General features: G+C 74.3%; 10 protein-coding genes. 7 read left to right on the top strand and 3 right to left on the bottom strand.

Annotated features, from left to right (window positions below; all coding sequences use genetic code 11):
- Positions 1–142 precede the first annotated feature (142 nt).
- A complete protein-coding gene (locus ACW14Y_RS03780; protein WP_380387446.1) occupies positions 143–1,744 on the bottom strand; it encodes a glycoside hydrolase family 30 beta sandwich domain-containing protein in 1,602 nt (533 codons plus the stop codon).
- Positions 1,745–2,251: 507 nt separating this feature from the next.
- On the opposite strand from ACW14Y_RS03780, the gene ACW14Y_RS03775 reads away from it, so the two are divergent.
- The 5 genes from ACW14Y_RS03775 (at position 2,252) to ACW14Y_RS03755 (ending at position 7,447) form a co-directional block, all read left to right on the top strand.
- Positions 2,252–3,412, top strand: a complete 1,161-nt coding sequence (locus ACW14Y_RS03775) for an inorganic phosphate transporter (protein WP_380300261.1) — start codon at positions 2,252–2,254, stop codon at positions 3,410–3,412.
- Positions 3,409–3,687 carry a hypothetical protein gene (locus tag ACW14Y_RS03770; protein ID WP_456985859.1) on the top strand — a complete coding sequence of 93 codons (279 nt, stop codon included), beginning with the start codon at positions 3,409–3,411 and terminating at the stop codon, positions 3,685–3,687. The genes ACW14Y_RS03775 and ACW14Y_RS03770 overlap by 4 nt, the downstream gene beginning before the upstream one ends.
- A gap of 136 nt (positions 3,688–3,823) precedes the next feature.
- Positions 3,824–5,320: an MFS transporter gene (locus ACW14Y_RS03765; protein ID WP_456985858.1), complete on the top strand. Its 1,497-nt coding sequence runs from the start codon at positions 3,824–3,826 to the stop codon at positions 5,318–5,320.
- A gap of 202 nt (positions 5,321–5,522) precedes the next feature.
- On the top strand, positions 5,523–7,013 hold the full coding sequence (locus tag ACW14Y_RS03760) for an APC family permease (RefSeq protein WP_380300264.1): 1,491 nt from the start codon (positions 5,523–5,525) through the stop codon (positions 7,011–7,013).
- Complete coding sequence (locus ACW14Y_RS03755) at positions 7,010–7,447, top strand: hypothetical protein (RefSeq protein ID WP_380437590.1); 438 nt, start codon at positions 7,010–7,012, stop codon at positions 7,445–7,447. The genes ACW14Y_RS03760 and ACW14Y_RS03755 overlap by 4 nt, the downstream gene beginning before the upstream one ends.
- A gap of 156 nt (positions 7,448–7,603) precedes the next feature.
- Here ACW14Y_RS03755 and ACW14Y_RS03750 read toward each other — a convergent pair whose 3' ends face one another.
- Together ACW14Y_RS03750 and ACW14Y_RS03745 are read right to left on the bottom strand one after the other, a co-directional pair.
- Positions 7,604–9,196, bottom strand: coding sequence for a long-chain-fatty-acid--CoA ligase (locus ACW14Y_RS03750; RefSeq protein WP_456985857.1), 1,593 nt, complete (start codon positions 9,194–9,196; stop codon positions 7,604–7,606).
- 7 nt (positions 9,197–9,203) lie between these two features.
- Complete coding sequence (locus ACW14Y_RS03745) at positions 9,204–10,781, bottom strand: ANL family adenylate-forming protein (RefSeq protein ID WP_456985856.1); 1,578 nt, start codon at positions 10,779–10,781, stop codon at positions 9,204–9,206.
- 208 nt (positions 10,782–10,989) lie between these two features.
- Here ACW14Y_RS03745 and hemA point away from each other — a divergent pair, with 208 nt between their 5' ends.
- Complete coding sequence (gene hemA / locus ACW14Y_RS03740) at positions 10,990–12,231, top strand: 5-aminolevulinate synthase (RefSeq protein ID WP_380300268.1); 1,242 nt, start codon at positions 10,990–10,992, stop codon at positions 12,229–12,231.
- A 253-nt stretch (positions 12,232–12,484) separates the two neighbouring features.
- Positions 12,485–26,977, top strand: coding sequence for a type I polyketide synthase (locus ACW14Y_RS03735; RefSeq protein ID WP_456985855.1), 14,493 nt, complete (start codon positions 12,485–12,487; stop codon positions 26,975–26,977).
- Positions 26,978–26,979: the final 2 nt, after the last annotated feature.

Genomic DNA, 26,979 nt, shown 5'->3' with positions numbered 1-26,979 from the left:
GGGAGAGCGGCAGCGGTCACCGCGCCGCCGGCCGGGGTGCCCGCGTACGGCCGCCGCTCCTGCCGCCGCCCCTGCCGTCGCATCCGGATGCGACGGCAGGGGCGGCGGGCCGTGCCGGTCCAGGTCCCGGCACCGAGGGGTGTCAGTCGTGGACCCAGAACTCGATCGACAGGGGCGGGACGGTGAGGGTGAGGGTGGTGCCGGACTTGGCGCCGACGCCGGCCATGTTGGTGGAGGGGCCGTAGCGGTAGCCGCGGAAGGTGCCGGTGGTCCGGGTGTCGACGGTGAAGGTGTAGTTGGCGTTGCCGCGGTTGGTGACGACGAGGACGGGCTTTCCGCCGGGGGTCTTCCAGGCCATGATGCGCTGGTCGGGCCGGTAGGTGACGTTGCCGGGGGTCGTGACGCCGTTCGGGTGGGTCTTGAGGCCGCCGTTGGCCTCGGTGGGGTGGGGCTCCTCGACGTTGTAGCGCACGGAGTCCCAGGGCATGAACCGCACGAAGCCGGCGACGGCGTTCCAGTTGCGGGGGTTGAAGGTCCAGTCGCCGGGCTGGAGGCCGGGGAAGCGGCTGTCCGCCGGGGCGCCCGGGGGCCGCCAGGTGCCGAGGCCGTAGTTCTCGGACAGGGCGTCGGTGCTGGGCTTGAGGGCGTGCAGCCACCACCAGGTGGGGGCGTTCTGGAAGGTCATCCAGTTCATGATCGACTGGGCGGTGTTGAGGGTGTCCCGGTCGACGACCGGGCCGTGGCCCCCCAGGTACTCGAACTCGTTGTTGAAGACGGGTCGGAAGTCGACGCCGCTGCCGGTGTAGTTCTCGGTGATCTGGGTGTTGCTGTCGGCGCCGATCTTGTGCCACGTCCAGGCGTCGATGTACTGCATGGAGGTGGCGTTGTTCTTGAGGACCGCGCCCCGGTTGTTCCACCAGCCGCTGATGCTGGTGGCGTGGATCTTGGTGTCCGGGTAGTCCGCGCGGATCTTGGGGGCGATGATGTTGAAGACGTCCCGGTACTGCTCGTCGGTGTACTTGCAACTGCTGTAGCTGGCGCCCTGGTTGGGTTCGTTCTGCAGGCTCCACCAGATGATCTTCAGTCGCGGCGGCGAGCTCGGGGTCTCCCTGGAGTTCTCGACCAGGTAGTCCAGGTCGGCCACCATGGCATCACCCATGGCGGCGGCCTCGGCCGGGGCGAAGGAGGCGAGGGTCGCGTCCTTGTTCGGTCCGCCCCCGAGCTGCCCGTTGCTCTTCCAGTGCGGCGCGGGGGACCAGTACTCGACGCCGAGGCCCTCGATGCCCGCGTCCTGGACCATCGTGGCCAGCTTCTTGGTCTGGTCCGGGTAGCGGTCCTGGAAGCGCTTGCCGTCGGCGGTGACGCCGCGGTGGTAGAGGCCCATGGCGAGTCGGCAGTAGCGGAAGCCCCGGTCGCTGCGGCCGGCCTTGAGCAGGTCGTTGACGAAGCGGGTGTAGGCGGCGGCGGTGAGGTCCAGGGGGACGCCGCTGACCAGGCCGTCGTCGGTGGGGCCGTCGTTGGAGCCGATGGAGTCGGACTGGATCTCGAAGCCGAGGCCGAGGATCGTCTGTCTCTTCGCCGCGTTGTCGTCGAAGGCGACGGTGTAGCTGCCACCGGTGTTGTCGTCGACGGCGTGCGCGGGGGTGGAGGTGAGGAGCTGGGGCATGGCGGCGGCGGCGCCGACGATGGCGGCGCCGCGCAGGACGGAGCGGCGGCTGATTCCGTGCGGCTCGGAGCTGGTCATGGTCTTCCTTCGTGGGGGCGGCTCGGGGTGGAGTCGGAGCCGGGTCCGGAGATGTCGTGGGTGGCCCGTTGGGCCCGGTCGGCTGCGTCGCGGCCGAAGGTGTGCCGCGTAACATATGCGATATACGAAATTAACGCCAGAGGTGTCGCCGCTTCGGCGTGCGGGCCGGTTGAGGCACCCTGACCGGTCGGAATGGATCACGCGAAGCCTCTGGCCAAGACTTCGTATATCGGATATTTTCTCTCGCATTGCCGGCCGGTACCGACTGCCATCGGTGCCGGCCGGCAATCCCCCCGCGGGTATGCGGCTCGTGAGCAGTGGGCAGTGAGCGGGTCGAGCGGGAGACCCTCGGCGGCTGTCGACGCCCGGCGTCCGACGCGGTGCCGCCCGGACGGACCCCGCAGGACGCGCGGTGTTGCGCCGATCGGATGGCCGGCCCGTGCTTCCCGGTGTGCCGGGTCGCCGCGGCGCCGGGACCGGGTCGGCTCGCGGGCTAGGTTCTGGGGCGTGACCGGAAACGACGCGGTCCTGGCGTTGACGGTGGTCACGGCGCTGGGCTTCGATTTCACCAATGGCTTCCACGACACCGGCAATGCGATGGCGACCTCGATCGTCACCGCGGCCCTGCCGCCGCGCGTCGCGGTCGCCCTCTCGGCGGTGCTGAACCTGGTCGGCGCGTTCCTGTCGACCGCCGTCGCGGCGACCATCGCCAACGGCCTGGTCGCCAGCGGGGCGGTGACCCTGACCGTGGTGTGCGCCGGTCTGACCGGCAGCATCCTGTGGAACCTGGCCACCTGGTACCTCGGGATCCCCTCCAGCTCCTCGCACGCGCTGATCGGCGGCGTGATCGGGGCGACCGTGGCGGCGGCCGGCTCCTCGGCCGTCAAGTGGCAGGGCCTGGTCTCCAAGGTGATCGTGCCGGCGGCGCTGTCGCCGTTCATCGCCGGCCTGGTGGCCGTGGCCGGCACCCTGCTGGTCTACCGCATCACCCGGGGCGTGTCCGAAGGAGCGCGCGGGCGCGGCTTCCGGCTGGGCCAGATCGGCTCGGCCTCCATGGTGTCGCTCGCCCACGGCACCAACGACGCGCAGAAGACCATGGGCGTCATCACCCTGGCCCTGATCGCCAACGGGAACCTGACCTCCGGGGCGACGGCGCCGGACTGGGTGATCCTCTCCTGCGCGCTGGCCATCGCGCTGGGTACCTACGTCGGCGGCTGGCGGGTGATCCGCGCCCTGGGCAAGGGCCTGGTGGAGATCGAGTCGCCGCAGGGCATGGCCGCCGAATCCGCCTCGGCCGCCGTGATCCTCTGCTCCACCGACTTCGGCTACTCGCTCTCCACCACGCATGTGGCGACCGGGTCGATCCTGGGCTCGGGGATCGGGCGCAAGGGCGCCGAGGTGCGCTGGCAGCTCGCCCGCCGGATGGTGACGGCCTGGCTGCTCACCCTGCCGGCCGCCGCACTGGTCGGCGCGCTGGCCTACTGGACCGCGAACGGGATCGGCGGGACGGCCGGCGTGCTGGTGGTGTTCACCGTCCTGGTGCTGGCGTCGACCGCCTTCTACGTCGCCTCCCGCTACCCGGCCGTCACCTCGGAGAACGTCAACGCGGCGTGGACCGGCTCGGTGGTCCCGGCGCCCGTCAAGGCCACGGACGAGGTGGGCTCGTGAACTCCTGGATCGACCTGGACGCGCTGTGGAAGATCCTCGTGGTGGGCCTGCTCACCGGCGCCGGTCTGCCCGCGCTGTTCGCCCTCGCCCTGCGCCTGCTCAACCCGCCCGCCGGGCCCGCGCCCACCGGCGTCCCGGCCACCGGATCCGCCACCGAACCCGCCACCGACCGCCCCACCGCCGGCCCGGTGGGCTACGCCCTGGCCGGACTGCTCCTCGCGGTGGTCCTCGCGTCGATCGGCTGGGGCATCTCCGTCATCGTCAACCACCGCTGACCGAGGAGATGGCGGCCGCGTACGTGCGCGCGGCCGCCCCGGTGTCGGCCAGGATCGGCCCAGGAGCGCTTCCGGGGACGACGCCGCAGGTCGGTCACGGGCTGCGGGGCGGGGCGGCGCGTGTGAACCTGCCTGTGTGGACTCCCGAAGCGGTGACGCGACATCCGCGGATTCCGGCCGCCCCGCGCCGGCGGCCGTGTTGATCGCGACCTGCCTCTCGGCGCTGGTCGTCAACGCGAACAGTTCGGCGGTGAGCATCCTGCTCCCGGCGATCAGTACGGACACCGGGACTTCGCTGGACACGCTGCAATGGGCTGTCACCGGGTACTCGCTGGTGGGTGCGGCGGTGGTGGTCACCTCGGGTGCGCTCGGCGACGTGTTCGGCCGGAGGCTGGTCTTCCTGGGCGGCCTGGTGCTGTTCGTCGGCTCGTGCGTGCTGATCGCGCTGTCCGGCAGCGGTGGCGGTGTGATCGTCGGCCGGGCGATCCAGGGGGCGGCCGGGGCGACGATCCTCGCGTGCGGCATGAGCTTGCTGTCGGTCGCCTCCTCGGGGGCCGGGCAGGTGCGCGCCGTGACGTTGTGGGGCGGCGCGTCGGCGGTGGGCGCGGCGGCCGGGCCGCTGGTCGGCGGGTTGCTGGTGGACGGCACGGGGTGGCAGGGGCTGTTCTGGATCGACGCGGCGATCGCGCTCGGCTGCGTCCCGGTCACGGTGAAGGGCGTCGCCGAGTCCCGCGATCCCGAGCGCAGCCGGTCGATCGACTTCGCGGGGACGGTGCTGATCGCCGGTGTGCTCGCCCCGGCGCTGCTCGCGCTGAGCGAGGGCGCGGACTGGGGCTGGGTGTCGCCGGGGGTGCTGGGGTGCTTCGCCGTGACGGTGGCGGCGGGTGTGGGGTTCGTCCTCGTGGAGCGGCGGGTCGAGGCGCCGCTGGTGGACCTGCGGCTGCTGGGGAACCGGGTGCTGATCGGGGGTACGGTCGCGATCCTGCTGAGCGCGGGCGTGATCAACGGTCTGATGTACCTGGTCAGCCTCTACTTCCAGGACCCCGCCACGCTCGCGCTGAGCCCGTTGCAGGCCGGTCTGGCCACCCTGCCCGCGACGGTCGGGCTCATCGCGGTCACCCCGCTGGTCCCCCGGATGGTCAAGCGGATGGGGGTCGCGCCCGTCATCGGCGTCGGGTTCGCGGCGGCGACGGCCGGGTGCGCGCTGCTGGCGCTCGTCCAGGGGGACTGGCGCTATGCGGCGTTCGTCGGGCCGCTCGTCCTGCTGGCGGTCGGTCTGGGGCTGGTCAACGGTCCGGCGAGTTCCGCGTCGACCTCGGGGGTGTCGGCCGACGACGTCGGAGCCGCGTCCGGGATCTCCAACATGGCCCGCTACATCGGTGCGGCCGCGTTCACGGCGGCGGTGGCGGCGGTGAACGCGTCGGTCGGGGCGTCGCGGCGCGCGGCCGGTGACGGTGCGGCGGACGCGTTGGCCGAGGGGCTGTCGCGGGCGTGCCTGCTGCTCGCCGTCGCGTCCGGGGTGGGTCTGCTGCTGTCGGCCCTGGCGGTCCGGGCCCGCCGCCGGTCGGGGCCCGAGTCGTTCGGCGCCGCCGCGGCGGCGCACGCGCACACCGTTCCCGTCGAGGGCCGGTGACCGGCCCGGGCCTGCGGGTTCGGGTGCGGTCCGGGCGGGCTCCGCCGCGGCAGCGGACCGGACTCGTGCTCTGAGCCGCCGGACGGGTGAACGAGGGAACGAACGGCCCCGGCCGGCCGAACCCGGCGAGCGGCTGCCGCCCGTCCTGGCGAGCGTGGGGGTGACGTCCCACCGCGGGCCGTCGCACCCGAGGAGGGTCCCCATGAGCGCTGGTGACGTACCGGCGGACGATACCGGCCGCCCGGCCCGGGCGAAGCCGGCGGGCGCGGTACGGGCCGCCGTCGGGTCGCAGAAGATCACCTGGCTGACGCTGGCGCTGATGACGACCAGTTCGGTCGCCAGTCTGCGGGCCTCGCCCACCATGGCGGTGTACGGTCTCGCCTGCGTCTTCCTCTACCTGCTGCCCGCCGTCGTGTTCCTGCTGCCGACGGCGCTGGTCTCGGCGGAACTGGCCTCGGGATGGAGCGGCGGCGTCTACAACTGGGTCGCCCAGGGGCTGTCGAAGCCGCTCGCGTTCCTCGCGGTCTGGTGCCAGTTCGCCATGACGATCTTCTACTACCCGAGCCTGCTCGCCTTCGTCGCCAGCACCGTCTCCTACGTCATCAATCCCGCGCTGGCCAGCAACGGCGTCTACACGGCGATCGTCATCGTCGTTCTCTACTGGACCGGCGTGTGGGTGTCCTCGCGCGGCACCAACGCCGTCGCCGGCCTGGCCTCCTGGGGCCTGGTCATCGGAACGCTGATCCCCGGTGCGCTGCTGGTCGTCCTCGGATTCGTCTTCCTCGGCCAGGGCAACGCCTCCGCGGCGCCGATGGACTCCTCGCACCTGTTCCCGCAATGGACCGGCATCGCCAGCCTCGTGCTGATCGTCAACAACTTCCTCAGCTACTCCGGCATGGAGATGAACGCGGTCCACGTCAACAAGCTGCGCAACCCGGCCAAGGAATTCCCGAAGTCGATGTTCCTGTCCATGGGCCTGGTACTGCTGATCTTCATCCTGCCCGCGCTGGCCATCAGCTGGGTCATCCCGGCCGACCAGCTCAGCCTCACCGCGGGCGTCATGCAGGCCTTCGACGCCTTCTTCCAGTACTTCCACGTGGGCTGGCTGGTCCCGATCATCGCGGTGGCCCTGTGCGCCGCCTCGCTCGGCGGCATGCTCACCTGGCTGGCCGGCCCCTCCAAGGGCCTGCTGCTGATCTCCCGGCAGGAGGGCTACCTGCCCCCGTTCCTGCAGAAGCTCAACGCGCAGGGGGTCCAGCAGAACATCCTGGTCACCCAGGGCGCGGTCACCACCGTCATCGCCCTGCTGTACGCACTGATCCCGGATGTCTCCAGCGTCTACTGGATCTTCTCGGTCATCACCACCCAGGTCTACCTGATCATGTACCTGTTGATGTTTGTGGCAGCCGTCCAACTGCGCCGCAAGCAGCCCGACCACCCCCGCGGCTACCGGGCGCCGATGCTCACCACGCTCTGTGTGGTCGGCTTCGTGGCCTCGGCCCTGGCCATGGCCATCGGGTTCATCCCGTCCTCGCAGTTCGGCGGCGGCAGCGCCTGGGCCTACGTCGGCATCGTCGGCGGCGGCCTCCTGCTGCTCGGCGTGGTCATCCCGTTCGCCTTCCTGAAGGCGCGCAAACCCGGTTGGCGGCAGCCCGACGCCGGCTCCGCCCAGGTCGACGGAGGCGCGGCATGAGTCCCACCCGGGCGTGGTCGGAGCACCGCTGGATCTACATCGGCGCGATCGTGGTACTGGTCGTCGTGGCGGTCGTCGGACTGTTCACCTACACGCAGCAGAAGAACACCAACGAGGCCTACCGGAAGGCGAACCAGCTGAACGAAGCCCTCGCCGCCGACGGATTCGCCGTACGCGACCCGGCCACCATCGCCGACACCCTGGGCACCGACGGCGGCGTGGTCTGCGAGGACCCCAACTCGGCGCTCAGACGCGGCCTCTGGCTCGTCCAGATCTCCAACGGCGCGGCCGGCCCCGGCCAGCGCCCGGTCATCGCGGACAAGCGGATCCTGGAGGCCGGCGCCGAGGTGGTCAAGGTCTACTGCCCCGACCGGCTGGACGACTACCAGCAGAAGATCGACGACCTCAGGACCGGGAACACCGTCAACGACTGACATGAGACGTGCGTGGAGCGCGGACCACGCGCCGAGCGAGGTGGCGCGTGAGAGCGCGGTGCGAGCGGTCGTCGGTCCACCGCGGACGGTGTCCGGTAGGACGCGCTCCGGCGACCCGCAGCCGATCGGGGGAGTCCCGACCGGCCGGGGCCCGGGTCAGTGCGGGCGGGGCCGGTCGTCCGGGGGGCGGTCCGGGTCCGCGGCGCGCAAGCGGGCGACCAGCTCCCGTTTGAGGACCTTGCCGCTGGGGCCGAGGGGGAAGGCGTCCACGAACTCCACCCGGCGCGGGTACTTGTACGGCGCCATCCGGGCCCTGCTCCAGGCGACGATCTCGGCGCCGAGGGCCGGGCCCGGCGTATGGCCGGGGTGGGCCCTCACCACCGCGCACACCTCCTCGCCGTGGACGGGGTGGGGGAGCCCGACGACGGCTGCCTGGGCGATCGCCGGGTGGTGGGCCAGGACGTCCTCCACCTCGCGCGGGTAGACGTTGTACCCGCCGCGCAGCACCACGTCCTTCTTGCGGTCGACGACGGACAGGTAGCCCTCGTCGTCCTTGACGCCGAGGTCGCCCGAGCGGAACCAGCCGTCCACGATGGCCTCGGCGGTCGCCTCCGGCCGGTTCAGGTAGCCGGCCATCACGTTGTGCCCCCGGACGACGATCTCGCCCGTCTCGCCGGCGGGCAGCAGTTCGATCCGGTCCTCCACCTCCGCCCTGGCGATCTCGACCTCGACGCCCCAGATCGGCCGGCCCACCGTGCCCGGTCTGAGCGGCCACGCCCTCTGGTTGTAGGCCACCACCGGAGACGTCTCGGTCAGCCCGTAGCCTTCGAGGACCGGGCAGCCGAACGTCTCCCGGAACGCGTCCAGGACGGCCACCGGCAGCGCGGCGCCGCCGGAGAACGCGCGGTCGAGCGGGGGCCTGCGCGGGTCGGCGCGGGCCGCGTCCAGGAGCGCCGTGTACATCGTGGGGACGCCCATGAACACGGTGCAGTCCTCCCGCACCATGAGGTCCAGCGCTCCCGGTCCGTCGAACCGCGGCATCAGCACCATGGTCGCCCCCGCCCGGAAGCAGGTGTTCATGCCGCAGATCTGGCCGAAGGTGTGGAACAGCGGCAGACAGCCGAGCAGGACGTCGTCCGCGGTGAGGTCGAACGGCGACAGCATGGTCGTGCCGACGTTCATCACCACGTTGAGATGCGTGAGCAGGGCGCCCTTGGGCCGGCCGGTGGTGCCGGAGGTGTAGAGGACCAGCGCGATGTCCCCCGGGTCGCGCGGCACCTGACGGTCGATCGGGGCACTGCGGGCCGCCAGCTCGTCCAGCCGCCGCGCGCGGGCGGCCCCCTCCTCGTCCCCTCCTTCTTCCATGACGGTGAGCAGGGGCGTGCCGGCCGCCTCCGCCCCCTTGCCGCCCTCGGCCAGGAGCGGGGCGGCGCAGATCAGCGCCGCCGCCCCGGAGTCCTTCAGCACGTACGCGATCTCGTCGGCCCGGAGCAGGGCGTGGACCGGGACCGCGATCGCGCCGAGCGCGAGCACGCCGAAGTAGGCCAGCGGGAAGTGCGGCGTGTTGGGGAGCAGCAGCGCCACCTTGTCGTCGGGGCCGATGCCCCGCGCGCGCAGCGCCGCCGCGTACCGCCGTGCCCCGTCCCACAGTTCGCGGTAGGTGATCTTCCGCGTGCCCCACACGACCGCCGGGTGCTCCGGTCGCCGTAGTGCGGACTCGGCGAGTATCGCCGCCACGGACAGGGTCATGGGGGTGTCACCCGCTCGCTTCCGTGGCCAGCCGCGCCTTGTCCGGCTTGCCGACGCCGGTCAGGGGCAGGGCGGGGCGGACGTGGATCCGCGCGGGGACGTGCTTGGGCGAGATGGTGGCCCTGATGTGTTCCGCCAGTCCTTCGGGGTCGGCCGTGCCCGCCTCGCGCAGCACCACGGCGGCGTGCAGGTGCTCGACGCGGTCCCGGTCCTGGACGCAGAAGACGGCGGCCTGCGCCACCTCGGGATGGGCCAGGAAGGCGTTCTCCACCGTCACCGGATGGATCTTGATGCCGTTGGTCTTGATCACCTCGCCGATCCGGCCGCGCAGGTGGAGGTAGCCGTCGGTGTCGACGAAGCCGAGGTCACCGGTGTGCACCCAGCCGTCCCGCACGGTCCGGGCGGTGAGTTCGGGCTCGGCCACGTACGCGCTCATCGTGAAGGGCGACCGTACGCAGACCTCGCCGATCTCGCCGGGCGGCAGGTCGCGGTGGTCGTCCGGATCGGTGATCCGGACCCAGTCGGGCATCGGGCGGCCGACGGTGACCCGCAGCCGGGGGTCGAGGTGCTCGGCGGGCGAGAGCATGCTGACGAAGCCGGCCTCGCTGGTCGCGTACACCTGGATCAGCACGTCGCCGAAGACCTTGACTGCCTCGGCCAGTCGCTCGGGGGACGCGGGGCACCCGACGTACGTGACCATCTGGAGGCTCGACAGGTCGGTCGCGCCCACCTCCGGACGGTCCATCAGCAGGTACAGCTGGGGAGGGGAGAGCAGCATCCGGGTGATCCGGTGCCGCTCGACGGAGCGCAGCACGTCGGCCGGGTCGAAGCCGTCCCGCAGGACCACGGAGCCGCCGGACGCGAGCGAGTCGTCGGCGGTGGCGCCGCTGGAGTGGCTGAGCGGGAGGCAGGCCAGGTAGACGGACCGCCAGCGCATCTGGAGTCCGGCGGAGATGAAGCCGTTGCGGGTCCGGAAGTCGAAGGCGATGCCCTTCGGCTCGCCGGTCGTACCGCTGGTGTAGGTCACCACCGCGGGCCGGTCGAGGCCGATCTCGATGTCGGCCCGGTCCAGCGCGTCCGGGTCCCCGGTCGTCAGGTCCAGGACGTCGGGGCCGAGATCGCCGAGGGCGACGAGGGCGAGCGGGGTGCCCAGGCGCTCGCGCAGCTCGCGGGCGGTCGCGAGGTTCTCCGCGTCGACGGCCAGGTGCGTCGCACCGGTCTCCCGGAGGATCTTGAGCTTGGCGCCGGCGGCCAGGTGGTCCGCCGGGTCGACGGCGTTGGTGGTGTGCAGATGGACCACCGTGGCCCCGACCAGGTTCGCGGCGTACCGCAGGACCAGGGTCGGGGCGGTGTTGGTGACGGTCAGGATGGCGACCACGGCCCCGCCGCTCCCGCCGCTCCCGCCGCTCCCGCCGCTCCCGCCGCTCCCGCCGGTGTGTTGGTGCAGGGCCTGCGCGGCCGACCGGACCAGGCCGGTCAGCTCCGCCGCGGTCAGCGTCCGGTCGCGCCAGGACAGCACCACCTTCTCCGGTTCCGCGGAGATGACGTCCAGGATCTGGCTGACATACGTTTCGTCCGACGGCATAGGAAACTCCAGAGGTGCCGTTTCGAGGAATTTCGGCACAGCCTACAACAGGCAAAGCAGGTCCACCAGGGGCTCGAATTGAGGAAACAGAAGCATGCGGACTTCTCATTGTCGCAGTCCGCGCCATCGAAGTGATATTCCGCTCTGAGACAATCCCCTCTACCGGTCCGGGCCCCGTATCGGCGCATTCCTCGGAGAAAGGGTCGTCATGAACCATTACCTGGAGCTCTTCTCGCGGCATATGAGGGAAGGCGGATCCCCGGAGGCGAAGCGGGAGTTCCTGGAGATAGGCCGGATCGCCGGGAAATTTCCGGCGGCCCGGAGCCTGCGGGACGGGGTGACCTCCGAGATCAGCGTGTGGTGCAGCAACGACTACCTGGGAATGGGCCAGCACCCGGTGGTCCTGGCGGCGACCCGGGAAGCCCTCGGCGAGTACGGCGCGGGCTCGGGCGGCTCCCGGAACATCGGCGGGACCAACCACCACCACGTGCTGCTGGAGAAGGAACTGGCGGATCTGCACGGAAAGGCGGACGCCCTGCTCTTCACCTCCGGGTACACCGCCAATGACGGAGCCCTCACCGTCCTGGCCGGCCGGCTGAAGAACTGCGCCGTCTTCTCCGACGAGATGAACCACGCCTCGATCATCGACGGACTCCGCCACAGCGGCGCCGAGAAGCACATTTTCCGCCACAACGACACGGCGCATCTGGAAGAGCTGCTGTCCGCCACCGATCCCGATCGACCGAAGATGATCGTCGTGGAGTCGGTCTATTCGATGGCGGGTGATGTCGCCCCGCTCGCCGAGATCGCCCGGATCGCCCGCGAGTACGGCGCGATGACCTTCCTCGACGAGGTCCACGCGGTCGGGATGTACGGACCCGAGGGAGCGGGCATCGCCGCGAGCCTGGGTATCGCGGACGAGTTCACCGTCATTATGGGGACGCTCGCCAAGGGATTCGGCACCACCGGCGGATACATCGCCGGCCCCGCCGAACTCGTCGACGCGGTGCGCGGCCTGTCCCGCTCCTTCATCTTCACCACCGCCCTGCCGCCGGCGGTCGTGGCGGGCGCGCTCGCCGCGGTCCGGCACCTGCGCTCGTCGGACGAGGAACGCGACCGGCTCCGCGGGAACGCGCGACTGACGCACCGGCTGCTCACCGAACGCGGCATCCCCTTCGTCTCCGACGAGTCGCACATCGTCTCGATCTTCGTCGGGGACGACGCGCTCGCCCAGCGGATCTCCGCCCTGCTGCTGGAACGCCACGGCATCTACGTCCAGGCGATCAACGCGCCGAGCGTGCGGGCGGGCCAGGAGATCCTCAGGAGCGCGCCCGGCGCCGTCCACGAGCCCGCGGCGGTCGAGGAGTTCGTCGCGGCACTGGACGGGATCTGGCGGGAGCTGGGAGTGGCCCGGACCCCGGGCGCCCCGTCCGCCGGAACGGACGCCTGACCCGACCCACAGGGTGCGCGCGGATCTCCCGCGCGTGCCCGCGACCCGCCCGCTCCCCGTACCCGAGTCGTGTCGCGGCCTGCGCTATCGGGCCGCTATGCGACTTGGGCAAGATCGACGTCGCAGGTCCGGTGGCGGTACACGCCGGGCACGACGAAGGCGTCCCGGACGGCGCGCGACCCGTGGGAGCGGGCGCCCCGCGACGGTCCGGTGACTGATGGTCCTGCTCGCCGTGAAGGAGTCCGAACACACGATGGCGCACCCCGACGGTACAGAAGCACCGCTGCTGTGGACGCTGGCCGGCAGCGGCAAGGAGTCGCTGGCGGCCGGCGCGCGCGGCCTGCACGCGTACCTGGCCGGTCGTGACGACTGGAGCCCCCAGGACATCGCGCTCGCCCTCGCGCGCACCGCGTCCGAGGGGAGCCGGCGGGCGGCACTGGTGGCGGACGGCCGTGACGGGTTCCTGCGGCGGCTGGGCGCGCTCGCCGACGGCAGGAGCATGCCCGGCCTGGCGGAGGGCACCGCCGGGTCGGACCGCCGGGTCGCCTTCGTGTTCCCCGGACAGGGCGCGCAGTGGCCCCGGATGGCGGTGGACCTGCTGGACACCTCCACGGTCTTCCGCGACCGGATGGACGCGTGCGCGCAGGCCCTGGAACCGTTCGTCGACTGGTCGCCGATCGACGTGCTCCGCGACCCGGACGCGCCGGGCGCGCCCGCCGGGGACCGGGCCGACGTGGTGCAGCCCCTGCTGTTCGCCGTGACGGTGTCGCTCGCCGCGCTGTGGCGGTCCCACGGCGTGGAACCGGCCGCCGTGCTCGGGCACAGCGTCGGCGAGGTCACCGCCGCCGCGGTCAGCGGCGCGCTGTCCCTGGACGACTCCGCGCGGGTGGTGGCCCTGTGGAGCCAGGCCCAGGCGACCCTGGCCGGACAGGGCGACATGGTCTCCGTCATGGCCCCGGCCGACGAGGTCGAGCCGCGGCTGCGCCGCTGGGACGGCCGCCTCGTCGTCGCCGCGCACAACGGCCCGCGGTCCGTGATCGTCTCCGGCGACCGCGACGCCGCGGCCGAACTCCTCGCCGACCTGGCCGCGGACGCGGTGCACGCACGGCGGATCGCGGTCGGCCTGGCCGCCCATTCCCCCCACATCGACGCGATCCTCCCCCGGATGCGTGCCGACCTCGCACCGGTCCGGCCCCGCACACCGGAGCTGCCCTACTACTCCGGACTGACCGGCGGACGACTGGACGTCCCGGTCCTGGACGCCGACTACTGGTGCCGCAACCTGCGCAACACGGTCAGGTTCCACCAGGCGACCGGGGCCCTGCTGCGGGACGGGTACGGCGTCCTGCTGGAGGTCAGCCCGCACACCGTGCTGACCTCCGCCCTCGCGGACTGCGCGGAGGAGCACGGTGCGCGGGCCGCCGTCCTCGGGACGCTGCGCCGCGACCAGGGCGGTCCGGGCCGCTTCCTGACCGCGCTCGGTGACCTGTACGTGCTCGGTGCCGCTCCGGAACGGGAAGCGCTGTCCGCCGGGCAGGACGTCCGGGTACGGGAACTGCCGGTGGCCGTCCTGGCGTTGCTCGCGGAGCCCGGCCCGGGCGACGCGAACGGGCCCGGCGGCGCGGGCGGCACGGGCGGTGACCCCGACGACCGGGAGGCCGGCACCGCGTTCCGCGCGGAGCTGGCCGGACTGGACGTACCCGAGCGGCGGGCCGCGCTGGCCCGGCTGGTGGGCGAGGAGATCGCCGCGCTGACCGGGCGGTCCGATCCGGTCCCCGCCGAACTGGCCTTCCTCGACCTGGGATTCGACTCCGTCACCGCGGTGGAGCTGCGCAACCGGCTGAGTGCGGCGACGGGGCTGCGCATCCCGGCGACGGTGGTCTTCGACTGCCCGACCCCGGCGGCCCTGACCGAGTACCTCTGCGACGGGATCGGCGGCGACCGGCCCGACCGGAACACCAAGGCGGAGGCGGACGGGCCGGTGCGGCGGTCCGAGGACGACGACCCCGTGGTGATCGTCGGCATGGGCTGCCGCTACCCCGGCGGTGTCGGCAGCCCCGACGAACTCTGGGAGCTGGTGTCGGCAGGTGCCGACGCCGTCTCCGCGCTGCCCGACGACCGCGGCTGGGACACCGTCGGCCGGTACGACCCCGCACCGGGGACGCCGGGCCGCTACTACCAGCGGGAGGCGGGTTCGCTCGCCGGCGCGGCCGAGTTCGACGCGGAGTTCTTCGGCATCTCGCCGCGCGAGGCGGCGGCGATGGACCCGCAGCAGCGGCTGCTGCTGGAGACCACCTGGGAGGTGCTGGAGCGGGCCGGGATCGACCCGGCCACGCTGCGGCGGACCCCGACGGGCGTCTACGTCGGGGCGATGACCATGGACTACGGGCCCCCGCTCGAAGAGGGCGCCGACGAGGGCGGCCACCTGCTGACCGGCAACACCGGGAGCGTCGTGTCGGGCCGACTGGCCTACACCCTCGGTCTGGAGGGAGCGGCGGTCACCGTGGACACGGCGTGCTCGTCCTCGCTGGTGGCCCTGCACCTGGCGGTGCGGGCGCTGCGGTCGGGCGAGTGCTCGCTGGCCCTGGCCGGCGGCGCGACCGTGATGTCCACGGTCGGCATGCTCGTGGAGTTCAGCCGTCAGGGCGGTCTGGCCCCGGACGGCCGCTGCAAGGCCTTCGCGGCAGCCGCGGACGGCTTCGGCCTGGCCGAGGGCGTGGGCATGCTGTTGCTGGAGCGGTTGTCGGACGCGCGGCGTCTCGGGCATCCGGTGCTGGCCGTCGTCCGCGGCTCGGCCACGAACCAGGACGGTGCGAGCAACGGTCTGACGGCGCCGAACGGTCCGTCGCAGCAGCGGGTGATCCGGGCGGCGTTGGCGGACGCGGGGCTGACGGCGTCCGAGGTGGACGTGGTGGAGGCGCACGGTACGGGGACGCGGTTGGGCGACCCGATCGAGGCGCAGGCGCTGCTGGCGACGTACGGTCAGGACCGTCCGGCGGACCGTCCGGTGTGGATCGGTTCGCTGAAGTCCAACATCGGCCATGCGCAGGCCGCGGCGGGTGTGGGCGGTGTCATCAAGTCGGTGCTGGCGATGCGGCACGGGGTGATGCCGAAGACGCTGCACGTGGACGGTCCGACGCCCGAGGTGGACTGGTCGGCGGGGGCCGGCCGACTGCTGACGGAGGCCCGGGCCTGGGACGACACGGGACGCCCGCGACGTGCGGGAGTGTCCTCCTTCGGCATCAGCGGCACCAACGCCCACGTGATCCTGGAGTCCGCACCGGCCGAGGCCCCGGCCGGGGCGGCGGCGGAGGATGCCCGGCGTCCGGGGGCGGTGGTGTGGCCGGTGTCGGCGCGCAGTGCGGAGGCTCTGCGGGCGCAGGCGGCGGCGTTGGCGGCCCGGGTGGTGGCCGAGCCCGGGCTCGACATCGCGGACGTGGGTCATTCGCTGGCGATGGGGCGGGCGTCCTTCGAGCACCGGGCGGTGGTGCTGGGCACGGACCGGAGCGAGTTGCTCGGTGGGCTGAAGGCGCTGTCGCAGGGTGCCGGGGTGGCCGGTGGCGGGTTGGTTTCCGGTCGTTCGGTGTTGGTGTTCCCGGGTCAGGGTTCGCAGTGGGTGGGGATGGCTGCGGAGCTGTTGGTCGGGTCGGAGGTGTTCGCGGGGCGGATGGCGGAGTGTGAGCGGGCTCTGGCGCCGTACGTGGACTGGTCGTTGGTGGAGGCGTTGGGTTCCGAGGCGTTGTTGGCGCGGGTGGATGTGGTGCAGCCGGTGCTGTGGGCGGTGATGGTGTCGCTCGCGGAGGTGTGGCGCTCCTTCGGCATCGTTCCGGACGCGGTGGTGGGCCACTCCCAGGGTGAGATCGCGGCGGCCTGTGTGGCGGGTGGTCTGAGTCTGGAGGACGGCGCCCGGGTGGTCGCGCTGCGTTCCCGCGCGATCAAGGTGCTGGCCGGTCGGGGCGGGATGGCGTCGCTGCCGTTGTCGGTGGACGTGGCACGGGAGCGGATCGCTTCCTGGGCGGGCCGGTTGTCGGTGGCGGCGGTGAACGGTCCGTCGTCGACGGTGGTGTCGGGCGACGCGGACGCGGTCGTGGAGTTGGTGGAGGGGCTTGTCTCCGAGGGTGTGCGGGCGCGGGTGATCGAGGTCGACTACGCCTCGCACTCCGCGCACGTGGAGGAGATCCGGGAGCAGCTGCTCTTCGACCTGGAAGGCCTCACCCCCCGCTCCGGCTCGGTGCCGGTCTACTCCAGCGTGACCGGCGGCCTGGTGGACACGAAGGCCCTGGACGCCGAGTACTGGTACCGCAACCTCCGGGAGACCGTCGAGTTCGAGCGCGCGACCGGCGCGCTGCTCGCGGCCGGGCACCGCGTCTTCGTCGAGTCCAGCCCGCACCCGGTGCTGGGCGTGGCGGTGGGGGAGTCGGTGGAGGCCGCGGGTGCGGACGCGGCGGTGCTGGGGACGTTGCGCCGCGGCGAGGGCGGCCCGGAGCAGGTGCTGCGGGCGGTGGGCCGTGCGTGGGAGTGCGGACTTGCCGTGGACTGGTCGGGCGCGTTCCCGGGGGCGCGGCGCGTCGAGCTGCCGACGTACGCCTTCCAGCGGCGGCGCTACTGGCTGACGGCCCCCGCCGCCGTCCCGGCCGCCCCGGCCGAGGACCGTTGGGACGACCTGGAACTGCAGGACCCCGCCGAGCTCGCCGAAGCCCTCGGGGTCGGCCGGGCAGCCCTGGACGAAGTCCTGCCCGCCCTGGCGGCCTGGCGGTCCGCCAGGAACCGTGAGAGCAGGGCGGAATCCTGGCGTTACCACGTCGCCTGGGCACCCCTGTCGGTCGCGCCGGCGAACGGCCTCCCCGGTCGCTGGCTCGCCCTGCGTCCCGAGGGCGACGACGCGGCGGCCGTCCTGGACACCCTCGGCGCGGCCGGAGCCGACCTCCTCCCGTGCGTCGTCGCCGATCCGGGCGCGACCCGCGAACAACTGGCCGCTCTGCTCACGAGGACCGCGGGGGAGCAGCCGATCGCCGGAGTGCTGTCCCTGCTCTCCTGGGAGGAGCGCCCCCATCCCGAGCACCCCGATGTGCCCGGTGCTGCGGCGCTGACCCTCGCGCTGGCGCAGGCGCTGGAGGACGCGGGCCTCGACGCCCGGCTCTGGACGCTGACGAAGGGACTGGCGGTCCTGGGCGGCGCCGAGCGGCCCGGACACGTCGGTCAGGCCGCCTCCGCCGCCCTGGTCCGGACGGCGGCGCTGGAGCATCCGCATCGCCGGGGCGGTCTGATCGACCTGCCCGAGGTGCTGGACGTGCGGGCCGCCCGCCGCCTGTGTGCGGTGCTCGCGGGAGCCGCGGCCGACGAGGAGCAGGTGGCGGTGCGCTCCACCGGGGTCCACGGCCGCCGTCTCCGGCCCGCGTCCCCCATGTCGTCGAAGGCCCGTGCGGGTGGCGCGGCCGCCCGGGGGCGGCCGCGACCGCGGTGGCAGGGCACGGTCCTCGTCACCGGTGGCACCGGCGGCGTCGGCTCGCACACGGCGCGCTGGCTCGCGGGCCAGGGCGCGGAGCGGCTGCTGCTGGTCGGCCGTCGCGGTGCCGACGCACCCGGTGCGGACGAGCTGCGGGCGGAACTGACGGCGCTGGGCGCCGAAGTGACCATCGCGGCCTGCGACGTCGCCGACCCGGTCGCACTGGCGGCACTGGTCGCCGACATCCCGGCGCGGCACCCGCTGTCCGCCGTCGTCCATGCGGCGGGTGTCCTCGACGACGGTGTGCTCGACGCGCTGGACCCCGCGCGGCTCGCCGCGGTCCTGCGCGCCAAGCTGACCGCCGCCCGGAACCTGCACGAGGCCACCGCGGGTCTCGACCTGTCGGCCTTCGTGGTGTTCTCCTCGGTGATGGGCGTCGTGGGCAACGCCGGGCAGGGCAACTACGCGGCCGCCAACGCGGCCGTCGACGCACTCGTCGCCGCCCGCCGCGCCGCCGGGCTGCCCGGTACCTCCGTGGCCTGGGGCGCCTGGGCCGGTCCCGGCCTGCTGGCGGACGAGGTCGCCGCACGGCTGCGGGACTTCGGTCTGCCGGTGATGGAGCCCGAAACGGCCGTCACCGCGATCGGCCTCGCACTCGCGGAGGACGACGCGCTGGTCCTGGTCGCCGATGTCGACTGGCGGCGCTTCGCCGCGGGCACGGGCCTGCCGTCCGCCGCCCTGCTCGACGGGATTCCGGACCCGGCGGCCGCGGGGCCCGTCCCGGACGCCACCGCACCGTCGGCGGCCCGGGAGGGCGGCGACCCCGCCGACGCCCTGCGGCAGCGGATCGCCGAACTGCCGCGCCACGAGGACCGGGTGAGGACCCTCACCGAACTGGTGCGCACCCATGCGTCGACGGTCCTGCGCCACCCCGACGTCGAGACGGTCCGGCCCGGACAGGCGTTCTCCGCGCTCGGCTTCGACTCGCTGACGGCGGTGGAGCTGCGCAACCGGCTCGCCTCCGTCACCGGACTGGCCCTGCCCGCCACCGTCCTGTTCGACCACCCCACACCGTCGGCACTGGCCGACCGGCTGCTCGCGGACCTGGACCTGGACCTGGACCTGGGACTGCCGGACGCGGCGGGCGGCACCGCCGGGTCCGCCGGCCCCGTCGGCGCGGGGACGGGCCGGGCGGCGGAGCCCGACTGCCACGAGCCGATCGCGATCGTCGGCATGGGCTGCCGCTTCCCCGGCGGGGTCGCAGGGCCCGAGGACTTCTGGGACCTGCTCGCGAAGGGCACCGACGCCGTCGGTGACTGGCCGTCGAACCGGGGCTGGGACACCGAGGGGCTGTACGACCCGGACCCCGACCGGGCCGGCACCACGTACAGCAGGCAGGGCGGCTTCCTGCACGACGTCCCCGAGTTCGACGCGGAGTTCTTCGGCATCTCGCCGCGCGAGGCCCTGGCCATGGACCCGCAGCAGCGGCTGCTCCTGGAGACCGCCTGGGAGGCGGTCGAGGCCGCCGGGCAGGATCCGACCGCGCTGAAGGACCGGCAGGTCGGCGTCTACATCGGTACCAACGGCCAGGACTACTCCGCGCTGCTGGAGGGCGCGGAGGGAGTGTCCGAGGGCCATCTGCTGACCGGGAACACGGCCAGCGTGCTCTCGGGGCGGCTGTCCTACGTCCTCGGCCTCCAGGGGCCCTCGCTCACCGTCGACACCGCGTGCTCCTCGTCGCTGGTGGCGCTGCACCTGGCCGTGCAGGCCCTGCGGCGCGGCGACTGCGAGCAGGCCCTCGCGGGCGGGGTGACGGTGATGAGCACCCCGCGGCTCTTCGTGGAGTTCAGCCGTCAGCGCGGGCTCGCCGCCGACGGACGGTGCAAGGCGTTCTCGGCGGAGGCGGACGGCACGGGCTGGGGCGAGGGAGCCGGGGTGCTGCTGCTGGAGCGCCACAGCGACGCCCTGCGCCACGGGCACCCCGTGCTCGCGCTGATCAGCGGCACCGCCGTGAACCAGGACGGCGCCAGCAACGGGCTCACCGCCCCCAACGGCCCGTCCCAGCAGCAGGTCCTCCGTGCCGCCCTGGCCGACGCCGCGCTGCGGGCCGACCAGATCGACGCGATCGAGGCCCACGGCACCGGCACGAGGCTCGGCGACCCCATCGAGGCGCAGGCGCTCCAGGCCGTCCACGGACCGGCGCGCCCGGCGGACCGTCCGCTGTGGCTCGGCTCGGTGAAGTCGAACATCGGGCACACCCAGGCGGCGGCCGGGGTGGCCGGGGTGATGAAGATGGTGCTGGCCATCCGCCACGGCGAACTGCCGGGGACCCTGCACGCCGGCACGCCGAACCCGCACGTCGACTGGTCCGACGGTGGCATCCGCCTGCTCACCGCGCGCACGCCGTGGCCGGAGACCGGGAGCCCGCGCCGGGCGGGCGTGTCGTCGTTCGGCATCAGCGGCACCAACGCGCACGCGATCGTCGAGCAGGCGCCGGCCATCGCGGTCGTGCCCGCCCCGGACCGGACCGACGCCCCGGACCGGACCGGCACCTCGGACCGGACCGACACCGTGGACCGGACCGGCACCTCGGCGGTGCCCGCTCCGGACACCGCCGCCACGACGGCCGTCGCGGCGGTCACCGCCGAGGCCACCGCCACCGCCCGCCGTACCGGCCCGCCGGTGCCGCTGCTGCTCTCGGCCAGGACACCGGAGGCCCTGCGGGCGCAGGCCGGCCGGCTGGTGAGCCGGCTCGACGCCGACCCGGACGTCGAACTGGCGGACGTCGCCTACTCGCTCGCCGCGGGACGGGCCCCGCTCGAACACCGGGCAGCCGTCCTCGGACGGGACCGGGACTCCGTCCGGCGCTCCCTCACCGCACTCGCGCGCGGCACGGCGGAGGGCCGACTGCTCACCGGCGGCGCCGTACGCTCCGGCCGGACCGCCTTCCTCTTCCCGGGGCAGGGCAGCCAGCGGGCCGGAGCCGGTGCGGAGCTCTACCGCGAGGACCCGGTGTTCGCCGACGCCCTCGACGAGGTGCTGACCGGCCTGGACCCGCACCTCGACCTGCCCCTGCGCGACGTCCTGTTCGCCGCGCCCGGAACCCCGGGCGCGGAACTGCTCGACCGCACCCGGTACACCCAGCCCGCGCTGTTCGCCCTGGAGACGGCGCTGTTCCGGCTGGTGCGGCACTGGGGTGTGCGGCCCGACCTGCTGATGGGGCACTCCATCGGCGAACTCGCCGCCGCCCACGCGGCGGGCGTGCTGGACCTGCCCGACGCCTGCGCGCTGGTGGCGGCCCGGGGACGGCTGATGGACGAACTGCCCGAGGGCGGGGCGATGGTGGCGGTGGAGGCCACCGAGGAGGAAGTGCGCCGGGCCCTGCTGGACGACCGCGCCGGGCACTCCGTCCCGGAGCAGGAAGCGGACCGGGACGCGGACCGGGACGCGGTGGACATCGCCGCCGTCAACGGGCCCACCTCCGTGGTCCTGTCCGGTGACGTGGACGCGGTGCAGCGCCTGGCCGGGGTGTTCCGCTCCCGCGGACGGCGCACCCGGCGCCTGACCGTGAGCCACGCGTTCCACTCCGCCCGGACGGACGGGATGCTCGACGCGTTCCGGGACGTGGCGGAGTCGCTGACCTACCACGCCCCCGGCATCGAGATCGTCTCCAACCTGACCGGGCGCACCGCCACGGCCGCGGAACTCCGGTCCCCCGACCACTGGGTGCGCCACGTCCGGGGCACCGTCCGCTTCCTGGAAGGGGCCCGCCGGCTGCGGGCCGAGGGTGCGACGACCTACCTCGAACTCGGACCGGGCGGCGTGCTGTCCGGCATGCTCCACGCCTGCCTCCCCGACCCCGACCCCGCCTTCGACCCCACCACCGACCCGGCTTCCGGCGCCGGCGGCTCCGGCGGCCCCGGGACGGTGCCGCTGCTGCGCGACGGTCGCGGCGAGCCGGACGCCGTCCGCACCGCACTCGCCTCGCTGCACCTGCGCGGCGTGGCCGTGGACTGGTCGGCGGGCTGGAACGGCACCGACGTGCGGCGGGTCGACCTGCCCACCTACGCCTTCCAGCGCAGGCGCTTCTGGCCGGAGGCCGCGCTGGACCCGGCCCCCGCCGCCTGGCGCGCCCGCCGGGGGGCCGCGACCCCCGCCGGTCCCCAGCGCTACCGCGTCGCCTGGGAGCCGCTCGCCGCGCCCGCGGAGCCCCGCCTCTCCGGTCGCTGGCTGCTCGTCACCCCGGACGGACCCGGCGCCGAGGACACCGCGATCGCCTGCGAACAGGCCCTCGCCGGACACGGCGCCGACGTGGTCGTGACCCGGGTCGGGGCCGCCGCCGAACGCGCCGAACTGGCCCTGCTGCTGCCGGAGTTCGGCAAGCTGACGGGCGTCCTGTCGCTGCTGGCCCTGGCCGAGGGACCCCACCCGGTCCTGCGGACGCTCGACGCCGGTCTGACCGGGACCCTGCTGCTGCTCCAGGCCCTGGGCGAGAGCGGCGTCGACGCGCCCCTGTGGTGCGCCACCCGCGGCGCGGTGGCGGCGCACGGCACGGAGGAGGTCCGCCCCGAACAGGCCCAGGTGTGGGGCCTGGGCCGGGTGGCGGCACTGGAGCACCCGCTGCGCTGGGGCGGCCTGGTCGACCTGCCCGACCTGCTGGACGGGCCCGCGCTGGACGCGCTGTGCGCGGTGCTGGCCGGACGGGACGGCGAGGACCAGGTGGCCGTACGCACGCCGGTACCGCTGGGCCGCCGGCTCGTCCCCGCGCCGGAGCCGGAGGCACCCGCGCCCGCACCGTGGACGCCGCGCGGCACGGTCCTCGTCACCGGCGGCACCGGGGGCCTCGGCGCCCAGGTGGCGCGCTGGCTCGCGGAGCGCGGCGCGGACCACCTCGTCCTCCTCGGCCGGCGGGGCCCCGAGGCCCCCGGAGCCGACGCGCTGGTCGACGCCCTGGCGGCGCTCGGCGCCCGGAGCACAGTGCTGGCCTGCGACGTCGCCGACCGCACCGCGCTGGAACGGGTCCTGGAGCGGCTGCGCGACCAGGGCGACACCGTACGGGCCGTGGTGCACGCCGCCGGACTCACCTCGGACACCGCGCTGATGGACTGCACGCCGGAGGAACTGGCCCGGCGGACGGCGGCCAAGACGCTCGGCGCGGCCCACCTCGACGCCCTGTTCGAAGGCCGCCCGCTGGACGCCTTCGTCCTGTTCTCCTCGGTCTCGGCCACCTGGGGCAGCGGCGGCCAGGGCGCGTACGCGGCGGCCAACGCCTACCTGGACGGCCTCGCCGCGGCCAGGCGCGGCCGGGGCCTGGCGGCGACCTCGGTGGCCTGGGGCCCCTGGGCCGGCGCGGGCATGGCCGACGGCGCCGTGGGCGACGGCCTGCGCCGCCACGGGCTGGTGCCGATGGCCCCCGCGGCGGCGCTCTCCGCGCTCGGCCTGGCGCTGGCCCTGGACGAGGGCGAGGCGGTCGTCGCCGAGCTGGACTGGAGCCGCTTCGCGCCGCTCTTCGGTTCGGCGAGGGCCAGCGCGCTGCTGCGCGGCCTGCCGGCCGCCCGGGCGGCGGACGGCGGCCCCGCGGCCGCGGACACCCCCGCCGGCTCCGGGCCCGGGACGGGCGGCGACCCGGCGTGGTCGCACCGGCTGCACCGGCTGTCCGGGCCCGAGGGCCGCAAACTGCTGACGGAGCTGGTCCGGAGCGAAGCGGCCGCCGTGCTGGGCCACGAGTCGGCCGCCGGCTTCGCGGCCGACCGCCCGTTCCGCGAGGTGGGCTTCGACTCGCTCACCGCCGTCGAGCTCCGCAACCGGCTGGTCGAGGCCACCGCGCTGCCGCTCACGCTCACGTCCGTCTTCGACCATCCGACCGCGACCGCCCTCGCCGCGCACCTCTTCGCCGGGCTGGGCGGCACGGAACCGGACGCCGACGGCACGACCGGCACGACCGGCACCACCGCACGGGACTCCGCGGCCGGGCCCGCGGCGGCCGACGAACCGCTGGCGATCGTCTCGATGGCCTGCCGGTTCCCGGGCGGCGTCCGCTCGCCCGAGGATCTGTGGCGACTGGTGGCCGACGGCGTGGACGCGGTCGCCGCGCTGCCCGCCGACCGCGGCTGGCCGCTGGACACCCTCTACGACCCGGACCCCCTGCACCCGGGCACCTTCTACACCACCGGCGGCGGATTCCTGGACGGGGCGGCCGAGTTCGACGCGGAGTTCTTCGGCATCTCCCCGCGCGAAGCACTCGCCATGGACCCGCAGCAGCGCCTGCTGCTCGAAACCAGCTGGGAGGCCCTGGAGCGGGCCGGACTCGATCCCGCGTCGCTGCGCGGCAGCGAGGGGGGCGTCTACGTCGGCGTCGCCGCCCAGGGCTACGGCACCGGCCCGCAGGACCCGTCCGACGAGGTCGAGGGGCACCTCCTCAGCGGCACGGTCACCAGCGTCGCCTCCGGCCGCATCGCCTACACCCTCGGGCTCGGCGGCCCCGCCGTGACCGTGGAGACGGCCTGCTCGTCCTCGCTGGTGGCCCTGCACCTGGCCGGCCAGGCCCTGCGCGCCGGCGACTGCTCGTTCGCCCTGGTCGGCGGCGCCGCGGTGATGGCGAGCCCGGACGTCTTCGTCGAGTTCAGCCGTCAGCAGGGCCTGTCGCCCGACGGCCGCTGCCGCTCCTTCGCCGAAGGGGCGAACGGCACGGGGTGGGGCGAGGGGGTGGGCGTGCTGCTCGTGGAGCGCCTCTCCGACGCGCGCCGCCTCGGGCATCCCGTCCTCGCCCTGGTCCGGGGCACCGCGGTGAACCAGGACGGTGCCAGCAACGGCCTGACCGCCCCGAGCGGCCCCGCGCAGCAGCGGGTGATCAGGACGGCGCTGGCCACGGCCGGACTGTCCGGTGCCGAGATCGACCTGGTCGAGGCGCACGGCACCGGCACCGTGCTCGGCGACCCGATCGAGGCGCAGGCCCTGCTGGCCACGTACGGCCAGGACCGGCCCGCCGACCGTCCGCTGTGGCTGGGGTCGCTGAAGTCCAACATCGGGCACACCCAGGCCGCCGCCGGGGTCGCCGGGGTCATCAAGACGGTGCTCGCGCTGCGGAACGGCGTGCTCCCCGGCACCCTGCACGCACAGGAGGCGTCCAGCCGGGTGGACTGGTCGGCCGGCGCGGTCCGGCTGCTCGCGGAGGCCCGCCCCTGGGACGCCCCGGACGGGGGCCGGCCGCGCCGGGCCGGCGTCTCCGCGTTCGGCATGAGCGGCACCAACGCCCACGCCGTTCTGGAGGAGGCACCCGCCGAGGACACCCCGCCGACCGGAGGCACCCACGGCGAACCGGCCGAGGACACCGGGACCGCGGTGCCGTGGCTGCTCTCCGCCATGACCCCCGCGGCCCTGCGCCGGCAGGCGCGCCGACTGGGCGAGCACCTGCGGGCCGACCCCGACGGGGACGTCGCCGGACCGGCCCGCGCGCTCGCCACCACCCGCCCCGCCCTGCCCTTCCGGGCGGCCGCCACCGGCCGCGACCGCGACGCGCTGCTCGGCTGGCTGGACGCGCTCGCGGCGGGAGAGCCCGCGCCCGACGCCGTGCAGGACCGGGCCCGCGGCGGCCGTACGGCCTTCGTCTTCCCCGGCCAGGGCTCGCAGTGGGCCGGCATGGCCGTGGCGGCCCTCGACTCCTCCGGGGCGTTCGCCGCCGCGATCGCCGCCTGCGAACGGGCGCTCGCCCCGCACACCGACTGGTCCCTGACCGAGGTGCTGCGCGGTGCGCCCGGCGCACCGACGCTCGACCGGGTGGACGTCGTCCAGCCGGTGCTGTTCGCCGTGATGGTCGCGCTGGCCGCGCACTGGCGCGACACCGGGGTCACCCCGGACGCGGTGGTCGGGCACAGCCAGGGCGAGATCGCCGCCGCCTGCGTCGCCGGAGCGCTGTCGCTCGACGACGCGGCCCTCGTGGTGGCGCTGCGCAGCCGGGCGCTGCTGAGGCTGGCGGGGCGCGGCGGCATGGTGTCGGTCGCCGCCTCCGCCGAGCGGACGACGGGCCTGCTGCCCGCCGGCGGACGCGCGTGCGTGGCCGCGGTGAACGGCCCCGGGGCGGTGGTCGTCGCCGGGGAGCCCCAGGAGCTGGCCGCCCTGCTCGCCGCCTGCGACCGGGAGGGCGTACGGGCCAGGACGATCCCGGTGGACTACGCGGCCCACTCGGCCCAGGTCGCCGAGATCGAGGACGAACTGCGTGAAGCCCTCGCCGGGATACAGCCCCGCGCCTCGACCGTCCCGCTCTACTCGACGGTGACCGGCGGACCCGTCGCCGGGGAATCGCTCGACGCCGCCTACTGGTACCGCAATCTGCGCGAGCCGGTCGACTTCGTCGGGGCGACCCGCGCCCTGCTGGAGACGGGTCACACCCTGGTCGTCGAGGTCGGCCCGCATCCGGTGCTGCTCGCCGGGATCGAGGCGGTGGCCGCGGAGGCCGGGCGGGAGGTGTCGGCGGTCGGCACGCTGCGGCGCGGCGACGGCGGCCGGGACCGGCTGCTGGCCTCGCTGACCGAGGCGTGGGCGGCGGGCGGCGGTCCGGTGGACTGGTCGCCCTGGACGGGGGCGCCCGGGCCGGACGACCCGGCACCCGTCCCGCTGCCGACGTACCCGTTCCAGCGCGACCGGTACTGGCTGCCCACACCGGGCCGGACGGCCGCCGCGGTCACTGCCTCGGCCACCACCTCGGTGCCGGCCGAGGGGACCGCGCGGGCGGCGGGCGACGACGACGGCACCCCCGCCGTACGACTGGCCGCCCGGCTGGCCCCGCTGGACCGGCGGGCCCGCCGTCAGGCGGTGCTCGACCTGGTCGTCCGGCACGCGGCGGCGGTCCTCGGCCATCCCGGAGCCGGTCCGGTGCGCGCGGAACGCGCCTTCTCGGAGGTCGGCTTCGACTCGATGCTCGCGGTGCGGTTCAGGAACGCGCTGTGCGAGGCCACCGGGCTGGCCGTCCCGCCGACGGTCGTCTTCGACCACCCGACGCCCGAGGCGCTCGCCGACTACCTGGACGCCGAGCTGTCCGCCGCGCCCGAACCGCCCTCGCCGTTGCTGGCCGAGCTGGACCGGCTGGCCGTGCTGCTCGCGGCCGTCCCGCCGGGAGCGGCGGACAGTGACGGGGTCGGCGAACGACTGGACGAACTGCTGCGCGGCTGGGGCCGGCGAGTCGGTGCACCGGGCGGCGAGGCACTGCCGCCCGGACCGGTGGACGACCTGGCCGCGGCGACGGAAACGGCGACAGCGGACGAGCTGTTCGCCCTGATCGACAACGACTTCGGAAACGCCTGAGA

This window comes from Kitasatospora sp. cg17-2 (genome assembly GCF_054031055.1).
This window is presented reverse-complemented; position numbering and strand designations above follow the sequence as displayed.